General features: G+C 71.5%; 10 protein-coding genes. 2 read left to right on the top strand and 8 right to left on the bottom strand.

Features of this window, described 5'->3' with window-relative positions:
* Positions 1 to 167: 167 nt before the first annotated feature.
* From ACFWN1_RS28270 to modA, 3 genes are read right to left on the bottom strand one after another with little or no spacing between them, the layout of a single operon-like run.
* Complete coding sequence (locus ACFWN1_RS28270; RefSeq protein WP_384367842.1) at positions 168 to 1,253, bottom strand: ABC transporter ATP-binding protein; 1,086 nt, start codon at positions 1,251 to 1,253, stop codon at positions 168 to 170.
* Positions 1,254 to 1,312: 59 nt separating this feature from the next.
* Positions 1,313 to 2,170 carry a molybdate ABC transporter permease subunit gene (gene modB / locus ACFWN1_RS28265; RefSeq protein WP_384367839.1) on the bottom strand — a complete coding sequence of 286 codons (858 nt, stop codon included), beginning with the start codon at positions 2,168 to 2,170 and terminating at the stop codon, positions 1,313 to 1,315.
* On the bottom strand, positions 2,167 to 2,988 hold the full coding sequence (gene modA, locus ACFWN1_RS28260; protein ID WP_384367836.1) for a molybdate ABC transporter substrate-binding protein: 822 nt from the start codon (positions 2,986 to 2,988) through the stop codon (positions 2,167 to 2,169). Before modA ends, modB begins: the two co-directional genes overlap by 4 nt.
* 208 nt (positions 2,989 to 3,196) lie before the next feature.
* Here modA and ACFWN1_RS28255 point away from each other — a divergent pair, with 208 nt between their 5' ends.
* Positions 3,197 to 3,685, top strand: a complete 489-nt coding sequence (locus ACFWN1_RS28255; RefSeq protein ID WP_384367833.1) for a molybdopterin-dependent oxidoreductase — start codon at positions 3,197 to 3,199, stop codon at positions 3,683 to 3,685.
* Between the two features lie 32 nt (positions 3,686 to 3,717).
* Here the strand turns inward: ACFWN1_RS28255 and ACFWN1_RS28250 are convergent, their stop codons facing one another.
* The 5 genes from ACFWN1_RS28250 to ACFWN1_RS28230 all read right to left on the bottom strand — a co-directional run bounded on the left by ACFWN1_RS28250 (position 3,718) and on the right by ACFWN1_RS28230 (position 8,380).
* A complete protein-coding gene (locus ACFWN1_RS28250) occupies positions 3,718 to 4,116 on the bottom strand; it encodes a molybdopterin-binding protein (RefSeq protein WP_384367830.1) in 399 nt (132 codons plus the stop codon).
* A gap of 69 nt (positions 4,117 to 4,185) precedes the next feature.
* Complete coding sequence (locus ACFWN1_RS28245; RefSeq protein WP_384367827.1) at positions 4,186 to 6,138, bottom strand: amino acid transporter; 1,953 nt, start codon at positions 6,136 to 6,138, stop codon at positions 4,186 to 4,188.
* Positions 6,139 to 6,480: 342 nt separating this feature from the next.
* A complete protein-coding gene (locus ACFWN1_RS28240; RefSeq protein WP_384367824.1) occupies positions 6,481 to 7,011 on the bottom strand; it encodes a universal stress protein in 531 nt (176 codons plus the stop codon).
* A 194-nt stretch (positions 7,012 to 7,205) separates the two neighbouring features.
* On the bottom strand, positions 7,206 to 7,412 hold the full coding sequence (locus ACFWN1_RS28235; protein WP_384367845.1) for a DUF5999 family protein: 207 nt from the start codon (positions 7,410 to 7,412) through the stop codon (positions 7,206 to 7,208).
* A 383-nt stretch (positions 7,413 to 7,795) separates the two neighbouring features.
* Complete coding sequence (locus tag ACFWN1_RS28230) at positions 7,796 to 8,380, bottom strand: hypothetical protein (RefSeq protein ID WP_384367821.1); 585 nt, start codon at positions 8,378 to 8,380, stop codon at positions 7,796 to 7,798.
* A gap of 586 nt (positions 8,381 to 8,966) precedes the next feature.
* On the opposite strand from ACFWN1_RS28230, the gene ACFWN1_RS28225 reads away from it, so the two are divergent.
* The gene (locus tag ACFWN1_RS28225) at positions 8,967 to 10,484 is read left to right on the top strand and encodes a glutamate--cysteine ligase (protein WP_384367818.1); all 1,518 of its coding nucleotides are present in this window, start codon (positions 8,967 to 8,969) and stop codon (positions 10,482 to 10,484) included.
* The last annotated feature ends 31 nt before the right edge of the window (positions 10,485 to 10,515 follow it).

The following is a 10,515-nucleotide window of genomic DNA, read 5'->3' as shown; positions in this document are numbered from 1 at the left end:
GCCCGGAACCGGGCGGGGGGCCCGCTCGCAGCCGCTCGGGCCGTGGCGGGCGAGACCTCGGCGGACTTCATCAGCGCCGCCACGGAGTCGCCCTCCGCCGGTGGCAGCTCGCCGCCCGGCCGTGACCGTGACCGAGACCATCGCCACACCGCGGTGGCTGAGCGGTCCTACGCCGGGTATGCGTGGGTCCGCGTCGCCTCGACGGTCGCCCAGACCGGTGCGCCCGTGTGCAGGTCCAGCTCGGCTGCTGCGGCCGTGGTCAGGTCGGCGGCGAGCTGGATCTCCCCGGTGAGGTCCGCGCGGATCTGGTCGCCGCGGGTCTCCATGCCGGCGACCTCGCAGCGCCACAGGTTCCGGGCGCTCGCCCCGGTCGGGCGGTCCCGGAACAGGGTGACGGCGACCGGGGGGAACGCGACGCACACCGGTCCCGACAGATCCTCTGTGGTCGTGATGGTCGGCCCGCCGTCCAGCCTCACGGTGTGCCCGTCGGCCTCGCCCCGGTAGAGGTTGAGGCCGACCAGTTGCGCGATGTAGTCGGTGCGCGGGTGCCGGGCGATCTCCGTGGGCGTGCCCTCCTGTACCACCTGGCCGTGCTCGATCACCACCAGCCGGTCCGCGAGCACCATGGCGTCCAGCGGGTCGTGCGTCACCAGCACCGCGACCGCCTCGAACTCGGCCAGATGCCGCCGCAGCTGCGAACGGACCTCCAGGCGGGTACGGGCGTCCAGCGCGGCGAGCGGCTCGTCCAGGAGCAGCAGCCTGGGGTGGGTGGCCAGCGCACGGGCCAGCGCGACCCGCTGGGCCTGGCCGCCGGACAGCCGGCGGGGTTTGGCGCCCGCGTGGTCGGCCAGGCCCATGCGCTCCAGCCAGCCGGCGGCCTGCGCGCGCGCCTCCGCCTTGCCGAAGCCGCGGCAGCGCGGGCCGAAGGCCACGTTGTCCAGCGCGGACAGATGGGGGAAGAGCAGATAGTCCTGGAAGACCACCCCTACCGGACGCCTCTCCGGGGGGACGCGCTCCAGCGCGGCTCCGTCCAGCCGCAGCCGGCCCTCGGAGAGCGGGACCAGGCCCGCGAGGGCACGCAGCGCGGTGGTCTTGCCCGCGCCGTTCGGGCCCAGCAGCGCGACGACGTCACCGGGAGCCGCGCGCAGGCCCACGTCCAGCCGGAAGTTCCCCCGGTCGACCACCAGGCGGGCGTCCAGCCCCTGTTCGTCCGCCGTCTTCAGCAGGGCGGACGGCGCGTCGATGCCGGTCATGGGGCGGCCGTCCTCCGTGGGCGCCGGCGTGCTCGGTGTCTTCCGTCCTCGCGGCACCGTCACACTCCCGTCATCCACCGGTCCCGCAGACCCGCCAGCACCGCGATCGACACGGCCAGCAGGATCAGGCTGAGGGCGATGGCTGCCTCCGGGTCGTTCTGCAGGGCGAGGTAGACCGCGAGCGGCATGGTCTGGGTGCGGCCGGGAAAGTTGCCCGCGAAGGTGATCGTGGCTCCGAACTCACCGAGTGCGCGGGCCCAGGCCAGTACGGCGCCCGCCGCGACGCCGGGGGCGATCAGCGGCAGGGTGACCCGGCGGAACGCGGTGAAGCGGGAGGCGCCGAGCGTGGTGGCGGCCTCCTCGTAGCGCGGGTCGGCCGCCCGCAGGGTGCCCTCGACGCTGATGACGAGGAACGGCATGGCGACGAACGCCTCCGCGATCACCACGCCGGCGGTGGTGAACGGCAGGGTGATCCCGAACCATGCGTCCAGCGACTTGCCGACGATGCCGTTGCGGCCGAGGGCGAGCAGCAGGGCGACACCGCCGACGACCGGCGGCAGCACCAGCGGCAGCGTCACCAGGGCCCGCACCAGACCCCGGCCGGGGAATTCCGTACGGGCCAGCAGCCAGGCCAGCGGCACGCCGAGCACCAGGGCGACGGCGGTGGCGGCGGTGGCGCTGATCAGGGAGAGCCGGAGCGCCTGCCATACCTCGGTGCCGGCGAGCTGGGACGGCAGGTCGCGCCAGGGGGCGCGTACCAGCAGGGCGAGCAGCGGGACCAGCAGGAACGCCATGGCGAGCAGGCCCGGCACCAGCAGTGCGGCCGGCACGTCACGGCGGGCGGCGCGGACAGGCGGGCGCCGCGGCCCGTCCCTGCCGTGACGGGCCGCCGCGCCGGGCTGCTTCGGCTCGGTCACGGCTTGAGGAAGCCGGCCTGGGTCAGCACCTTCTGGCCTTCGGGGGACTTGACCAGCGCGATGAAGGCGGCGGCCGCGCCGGCGTTCGGCGCGTTCTTCAGCGGGGCGATCGGGTAGTCGTTGATCGCGCCCTCGGACTCGGGGAACTCCACGCCCTCCACCTTGCCACCGGCGGACTTCACATCGGTCTTGTAGACCAGGGACGCGTCGGCCTCCTTCAGCTCCACCTTGTTCAGGGCAGCCTTGACGTCCTGCTCGTAGGAGACCGGGGTGAGCTTGACGCCGCCGGCGGTCAGCACCTTCTGCGCGGCCGCGCCGCACGGCACGGTCTTGTCGCACAGGACGACCTTGAGCTTCGGGTCGGTGAGGTCCTTCAGCGAGGCGACCTTGCCGGGGTTGCCCGGCTCGGTGGCGATCTCCAGCTGGTTGCGGGCGAAGGACGACGGGGCGCTCGTCGTGCCCTTCCGGTCGGTGACGATCTTCATCGTCTTGGGGCTGGCGGCGGCGAACACGTCCGCCGGGGCACCGCCGGTGATGCTGGCGGCGAGCGTGTCACTGCCGCCGAAGTTGAAGGCGACCTCGGTCCCGGGGTGCTGCTGCTCGAACTGCCTGCCCAGGGCCGTGAAGCTCTCCTTGAGGGAGGCGGCCGCGAACACGGTGACCGTGCCGGACAGCTTCGGGGAGGCGGAGCCGGAGCCGTCGGCCTTGGCGGGCGTGGACCCGTCGGAGTTGGAGCAGGCGCTGAGCGCCAGGAGGGCGGCGACTCCCACACCGGCCAGCTGCAGCGTCCGGCGGGTCCGGCGTGCGGAACGGGTCATCACGGGTTTCTACTCCTCGTCTCGGTGGAACAGCGGTCGCGCCCTTCCAAGCGGGCCGGGGATCGGCCACTGGGCCGATAATACTGCCGCATGTGCGAGACGTAAGTCGGTCTTCACATCGCATGAGCTGCGAAGTTGTTATCCGGGGCTGGCATATGCGTTTGTCCGTAAGGGTCCGGAGGGTAATCATCGAGGGGAGGTGGTCGCGGTGACGCTCGCTCAGTTGGCCCTGACCGGCGATCTGGTCCGACCCGCCCGGCTCACCGTTCCTGACCTGTGGGTATGGCCTCAGTTCCGGGTGGATGTCAGCTTCGAGTGCGCCACCAGCGGTGTTCAGCGGCATCTGTTCTCCGGGCCGCGGCTGTATCACGTACTGACCGACGCGGGGCCCGAGTTCGACCCCGTGCGCCGCAAGGACCGGCTGAGGTTCCTGATCTCCGTGACCGGTACCGACGGGCACCGGGCGGTGCTGAGCTGGGCCGAGATCGACCCCGACTTCGCGGACGCCCCCGTACTTTTGGCCCTCACGATGGACGGGGCGCCGCTGGACGCTGCCGGGCCCCAACTGGTGCTGCCGCAGGACCGCTGCGGGGCCCGGCACATCAGCGGGATCACCGGCATCCAGGTCGACGGGGGCTACCACTTCGGCGCCGCGGCGCCCCGCTCCGCGGACCGGGCCGCGCTCACGGCGAGCTGACGGGGCGGAACTCCGTCCGCGTCCGGTGCCGCTCAGAAGCGGTCGATGTGCACGTTCGTCGACTTCACCCGGGCGGTGGCCTCCATGCCCACCTCCAGCCCGAGTTCGTCGACCGCCTCGCGGGTGAGCAGCGAGACCAGCCGGTGCGGGCCCGCCTGGATCTCCACCTGGGCGGCCACGTCACCGAGCTTGATGGCGGTGACGATGCCGGGGAACGCGTTGCGTACGGAGGTGACGGAGGTCTCCTCCTCGGCCGTCCCGCTTGACTGGGCCAGCTCCACGGAGAACGCGGCGAGGGCCTCACCCGCGATCAGGCGGCGCCCTGACTCGTCGCGGTGGGTGGCCATGCGGCCGGCGTCGGCCCAGCGCCGGGCGGTGTCGGGGCTCACGCCGAGGAGCCGGGCCGCCTGGCCGATCGTGTAGGACTGCATGCTGGTCACCATAGGACGAGAGGTCGGCGCGCGTGGACCGGGACGGGACGCCAGAGGCGCCCGGACGGGTCAACCGGTGTGCACCCGGGGGCGGCGGGCCCGGTCCGGCTCCGCCTCACGCAGCACTTCGCGGGTGACCGGGGCTACCTCGCCCTGCCCGAAGAGGAAGAACCGCAGGAAGTTGGCGAACGGATTGCCCTCGGTCCACTCGAAGAAGATGTGCGGCGTACGCCCGGTCAGGTCCCGTACGTGCAGCAGCAGTGCGGCGAGGGCGTTGGGGATGGAGGAGGACTCCACGGCCAGCACCCGGTAGCGGTTGTGCAGCACCTCGCCGCGCACGGTCAGACAGCTCTCGAACTCCGAGGGGTCGGCCACCGTGACCTCGACGAAGACGAAGTCCTCCTGCTCGGGCATGTCGTTGTCGGTGCGGATCTGCTCGATCTTGTCGCGGTACTCGGCCCGGTCCCGGTTGTCCGGCTCGTTAGCGATGAACCGGATCTTCCGGCTGGCCATGTCCCGGACGAAACGTTCCGCCATAGGGTCCATCGCCACACTGGTCACCCGCAGCTCGAAGGAGCGGGCCAGCCGGGACAGCAGGGACACGAGCATGATGCCTGCGATGAAGCAGGCGCCGAACTTCACACCGTCCGGGCGCTCGATGACGTTGGCGACGGTCGTGTACAGGAACACCGCGGAGATGACGCCGAAGCCGATGGTCCAGCCGCGCTGCCCGGCCTTGCGCGCGGCGATGGTCACCGCGATGGCGGCCGAGCTGATCAGCACCAGCACACCGGTGGCGTAGGCGCCGCCCTGCTTGTCCACGTCGGCGTCGAAGAGCCAGGTGACCAGGAAGGCGATCAGGATGAAGACGATGACCATCGGGCGCACCGCGCGCGCCCAGTGCGGCGCCATGCCGTACCGGGGGAGGTAGCGGGGCATCAGGTTGAGCAGGCCGGCCATGGCGGAGGCGCCGGCGAACCACAGGATGGCGATGGTCGAGACGTCGTAGACCGTGCCGAAGGCGCTGCCCAGGTACTCGTGCGCGAGGAAGGCGAGGGCGCGGCCGTTCGCCTGGCCGCCGGGCTTGAACTCGTCGGCCGGGATCAGCAGCGTGGTGATGAAGCTGGTGGTGATCAGGAAGCAGCTCATGATGACGGCGGCGGTGGTGAGCAGCTTCTTGGTGTCCCGGACGCGGCCCGCCGGATGCTCCTCGGTGTCGCCCTCGTCGCCCTGGACATGGGGCATCACGGCGACACCGGTCTCGAAGCCGGACAGGCCGAGCGCGAGCTTGGGGAAGACGATCAGGGCCACGCCGATCATCGCGAAGACATTGCCGTGTTCCACGGTCAGCGCGCTGGTCCAGTCCGTCACCACGTGCTCGGCGGTCAGTACGTGCCACAGACCGCTGACCACCACGACGATGTTGAGTCCGAGGTAGACCCCGACCAGGGCGACCGCCACGCCCATGGCCTCCAGGAAGCCCTTGAGGAACACCGCGCCGAGCAGCGCCACCAGGATCAGGGTGATCAGCATCTGGTGGCCGCCCAGCGTGCTGGTCAGGTGCGGGTTCTCCACCAGGTGGGTGGAGGCGTCGGCGGCGGAGAGGGTGATGGTGATCAGGAAGTCCGTGGCCGCGAAGCCCAGCAGGGTCAGGACGAACAGCTTGCCCTTCCAGAAGGACAGCAGCCGCTCCAGCATGGCGACGGAGCCCTGCCCGTGCGGGCTCTCCTGCGCCACCCGCCGGTACACCGGGAGGGCGCCGGCCAGGGTGACGACGACCAGCACGATGGTCGCCAGCGGAGAGAGCAGGCCGGCCGCCAGGGCGGCGATGCCCGGCTGGTAGCCGAGGGTGGAGAAGTAGTCGACGCCCGTCAGGCACATCACCCGCCACCAGCGCTGGCCCCGGTGCGGGGGTTCGGGCTCGGCGTGCGGCCCGGTCAGGCCGCCCCTCTTGCCCATGTCGGAGAGCCCCTGAAGCATCCAGCCGCGCATGCGGCTGGGAGGGTGCTCGGTCGTGGCCATCGGCGTGCTCCAGGTGGTGCGGCTCGGCTGCCTGCGGTCATCACACGGACAGCCGGACCAGCGTATGCGGAGAGTGACGCCACACCCATGGCTTCCGGGAGGGGGAGGGCGTCAATCCTGCGTTAAGAATGGGCCGACGGGGGCTGCTGACGCACCGAAAGGTGAAGGCCCGGAGCGTGCGTGGACGGGAAGAGCGGTGTGCCGGCGAAGCCGGGGGACAGGTGGTCCGGGCTCCGGGAGCGGACACCGAGCGTCATCTCGGACAAGATCCTTCGGGAGTCGTGTGCACCCTGTCCATGCTGCCCCGCGCCGGGACGCTCCGCAGCCCAGCGCGCGAAAGGGTCAGAGGCCGCGGATGTCCATGCGCCGGTGCCAGGCGTTGCGGCGGCGTACGGCGGACAGCTCGGACTCCAGCGGCGAGGGCGGCACCGCGAGCACCGGGCAGCCGGCGTGGGCGAGGCAGTGCCGGGAGACCCGGCCGGAGAAGGCCCGGCGCAGGCCGCGGCGGCCCGTGCCGACGACCAGCAGGTCGTCCTCGCGGTCCGCGACCGCCAGCAGCGCCCGGCCCGGCGCGCCGCGCACGATCACGGCGTGCAGGGGGATGCCGGGGCCCTCCTCGCCGAAGAGGTCGTCGAGCAGCGAGGTCAGCCGGTGTTCCGCCAGCCGCCGCCACTCCTCGGTCAGCGGATCGGCGACGACGGAGCGCCGGCCGGTCGGATCACCGCCGGGCGGCGTCCAGGCCAGCACCGGCCACAGCTCGGCGGCCAGCCGGCGGGCCAGCGCGGTGGCCCGGCGCAGTACCGTGACGCTGCCCAGGGAACCGCTCACACCGACGACCACCCGGGTGGCCAAGGGGGCGTCGTATCCGGACATGACTCCACGCTCCTCGGGGGACGGGCCGCTCGCGCGTCCTCCTTCCATCCCACTCCCGTACGGCCGATCCGACCAGCCGGCGACGATCGCCCCGGGTATCCGCTCCGGACGCGCGTCGGGGCCGGTGCGCACCTGGTGTGCGTCCGGCCCCTTCGTGTCGTCGGGCGGTCTTCGCGGGCCGCCCCGGGTGCGGCTCAGGCGGCGGTCATCACCTGCGACGTGGCGAGCGGGCGGTGCGGGGCGATGACCCGGCCGTCGGGCAGCAGCTCACCGGTGTCCTCGAAGAGCAGAACGCCGTTGCACAGCAGACTCCACCCCTGTTCCGGGTGGTGCGCCACGAGACGGGCCGACTCGCGGTCGGCGGACTCGGCTGGCGGGCAGGTCGGTTGATGCTGGCACATGGGCGGGATCTCTCGCTTTGTCGTGGTCATGTCCGTCCCCCGTGGTGAAACATCAGTGGGAATCAGTGTTGCCCGCCGGGCGTCGTTCCGCAGGGATTTGGCAGCACCGCTCCTTACTCCTTCATGACGCGTCACCCGCGCGGACGGTTCAATCCGACCCCACTGTCCCTTCGGGTGGTTCCGGGTGACCGGAAAGGGCTAGTCCGCTCGGCGGAGCGTCGGTTATTCGCTCGTAGGAGCGGTCAATTACTCGCACGAGCGAAATATCCGGGGGCGCACGGGGATGCCCGTGGCCGGAGCAGAAATCAGGCGTACCCGGAGAAAAGACGGTACCCCGCTTCCGTGCCGGGAAGCGGGGTACGCGTGAAAGGCGGCGAAGGCGGTCAGGCGGGTGAGCCGAGAAGGGGTACGGGGGTCGCACGATGCGTCAGCACGGGCAGCAACTCCGAGACCCGGTGCGGCCGGTGGGCCCGGATGCCGGGCGGCGCCGGGGCGAGCGGCACCAGCAGGTCCGTGGCGGCCGGATGCCCCTCGGCCGGGTCGGCGGTGGGATCGCCGTGCAGCCACAGGGTGAGCATGTACAGGCCCGGCACCGACAGCAGGCGCGGCTGATGGGGCTGGAGCAGGGCTTCGGCCTGCTGGAGCGCCCGCTCGGTGGAGGGGATGTAGGGGCCCTCGAAGAAGTGCGAGAAGGCCCAGCCGTCCGGGGTGAGCACGGTGTCCGCCGCGGCGACCGGACGGTCGCCGGAGCGGATGACGAACCGCCAGCCCGTCAGCCGCGTCGCGGACAGGCCCTCGGGGGTGATGTGGTCCAGCACATGCAGGGCGAGCGGGAGTTCGGGGGTGACGGGGCCCTGCGCGGCACGCAGGGTCGGGGTGCGCGCCTCGCGGACCGCGGTGGGGGAACCGAGGGCCGTGAGGACGGAGTGCAGCGCGGGCGCGGGCGCGGGGGGCACGTGCAGCGGCATGGTGGGTCGCCTCTCGTTCGACAGGCGCGGCGGCGCGATGGCGGTGGAGCGTGCGGGGCGGACGGCGCTGTCTGCTCACAGGGTGGCAGGCCGAGGTGGCGGGGTACGGAGCGGGCGCGGCTGCGACGGAGATCCGCCGGCCGTCACCCAACGGCCGGAATGCGGCGGAAACGCGTCAGAAACCGGTACCGAGGCACCATCCTTCGGCCCTGTCCGACAAGTTTATACGACGCGTGTTAACCGGTTGTTTCGACTATGCGATTTCGCTGGTCGAAGCAAGGCGATATCCGGTCGTGGATACGTGCTGATGATCCCGATTTCCCGGCCGTGGGGCGGTCCTGACCTCGCCGTGCGTCGTCGGCGCGGTCGGCCGATTGTCGTCGGCGTTTTTCACGAGACGATCAGGGCACCCGAAGATGCGTGCTGCGGCATGCCTCGTGAATGTGCCGCAGGACACTTCCGTCAGAATAATGGGCGGCGAGGCCGGATGCGGCGTTATCGATCGCTTCCGCTGGGCATCATCCCAACCGATCCGGGACCCCGGCGGCCGGACCTTCGGGCCGCCCATCCGAGGAGGGACACTTCCATGGGGGAGAAGGTCGTGGCAGGCCCGTTCGACCTGTCCGATCGCCAGCGCTACCGAGAAAAGCTCCAGAAGTGCCTGGCGGGACTGGAGCGACTGCTGGCCGAGAAACGGTTCGACCGTCCCAAGAACCTGATGGGACTGGAGATCGAACTGAATCTCGCCGGCCCCGACGGTATGCCGAAAATGCTGAACGGCCAGGTACTGGAGCGGATCGCCAGCCGCGATTTCCAGACCGAACTGGCCATGTTCAATCTGGAGGTCAACATAGCGCCGCACCGGCTCGGCGACCGGGTGTTCGACCGGCTCGCGGAGGAACTGCGCACCTCCCTCGCCTACGCCGACCGCAAGGCGGGCGAGGTGGACGCCGGCATCGTGATGACCGGCATCCTGCCCACGCTGGGCCGGGACGACCTGGTCTCGTCCAATCTCTCCGAGGTGGACCGCTACGCCCTCCTCAACGACCAGATCGTCGCCGCGCGCGGCGAGGACTTCCGGCTCGACATCGAGGGCGTGGAGCATCTGCGCTGCACCTCGCGTTCCATCGTCCCCGAAGCCGCCTGCACCTCCGTGCAGTTGCACCTCCAGGTGACACCGGACCGGTTCGCCGACGTGTGGAACGCGGCGCAGGCGGTCTCGGCCGCGCAGATCGCGGTCGGCGCCAACTCGCCCTTCCTGTTCGGACACGAGCTGTGGCGCGAGTCCCGGCCGCCGCTCTTCCTCCAGGCCACCGACACCCGCCCGCCCGAACTCCAGGCCCAGGGCGTGCGGCCGCGCACCTGGTTCGGCGAGCGCTGGATCACCGACGCCCACGACCTGTTCGAGGAGAACCTGCGCTACTTCCCGCCCCTGCTGCCGATCTGCGACGATGAGGAGCCCCTGGAGGTCCTCGACGCCGGCGGAGTGCCCCTGCTGGCCGAACTCGTCCTGCACAACGGCACGGTGTACCGCTGGAACCGCCCGGTCTACGACGTCGCCGACGGCGTTCCCCACCTCCGGGTGGAGAACCGGGTGCTGCCCGCCGGACCCACCGTCACCGACGTGATCGCCAACGCCGCCTTCTACTACGGGCTGGTGCGGGCGTTCGCCGAGGAGTCCCGCCCGGTGTGGACCCGGCTGCCCTTCGAGACCGCCGAGGCCAACTTCGACGCTGCCTGCCGGTACGGCATCGACGCCCGCTTCACCTGGCCCCGGCGCGGCCGCTACGGCGGCACGGCCGAGGTCGACGCCGTCACCCTGGTCCGCGACGAACTGCTGCCGATGGCCGCGGCGGGGCTGGACGCGTGGGGGATCGAGGCCGCCGACCGCGACTTCTACCTCGGGGTCATCGAGGAGCGCTGCCGCAAGCGGGTCAACGGCGCGTCCTGGCAGGCCGCCACCTTCCACCGCGCACTGGAGAAGGGCCACGGCCGGGAGGAGGCGCTGGCCGCGACGACGCGCCGGTACGCCGAGCTGATGCACGCCGGGGAGCCGGTGCACACCTGGCCGGTGGGGCTGCCGGAGCCGGTGCCGCTGGGGTAGGCGCGATCCGTACGCGGGCGGGAGATCCGCC

The organism is Streptomyces sp. NPDC058459, from assembly GCF_042721685.1.
In the GTDB taxonomy this organism is placed as follows: Bacteria; Actinomycetota; Actinomycetes; order Streptomycetales; family Streptomycetaceae; genus Streptomyces.
The sequence above is the reverse complement of the archived record's forward strand: the minus strand, read 5'-3'. Positions and strand labels throughout refer to the sequence as shown.

What these genes read in the sequence shown, in the direction of transcription:
- ACFWN1_RS28235 (WP_384367845.1), bottom strand. Translation starts at nt 7,412, where the DNA reads ATGTGCCAGCATCAACCGACCTGCCCGCCAGCCGAGTCCGCCGACCGC.
- ACFWN1_RS28245 (WP_384367827.1), bottom strand. Translation starts at nt 6,138, where the DNA reads ATGGCCACGACCGAGCACCCTCCCAGCCGCATGCGCGGCTGGATGCTT.
- ACFWN1_RS28270 (WP_384367842.1), bottom strand. Translation starts at nt 1,253, where the DNA reads ATGACCGGCATCGACGCGCCGTCCGCCCTGCTGAAGACGGCGGACGAA.
- ACFWN1_RS28240 (WP_384367824.1), bottom strand. Translation starts at nt 7,011, where the DNA reads ATGTCCGGATACGACGCCCCCTTGGCCACCCGGGTGGTCGTCGGTGTG.
- modA (WP_384367836.1), bottom strand. Translation starts at nt 2,988, where the DNA reads ATGACCCGTTCCGCACGCCGGACCCGCCGGACGCTGCAGCTGGCCGGT.
- ACFWN1_RS28225 (WP_384367818.1), top strand. Translation starts at nt 8,967, where the DNA reads ATGGGGGAGAAGGTCGTGGCAGGCCCGTTCGACCTGTCCGATCGCCAG.
- ACFWN1_RS28230 (WP_384367821.1), bottom strand. Translation starts at nt 8,380, where the DNA reads ATGCCGCTGCACGTGCCCCCCGCGCCCGCGCCCGCGCTGCACTCCGTC.
- ACFWN1_RS28250 (WP_384367830.1), bottom strand. Translation starts at nt 4,116, where the DNA reads ATGCAGTCCTACACGATCGGCCAGGCGGCCCGGCTCCTCGGCGTGAGC.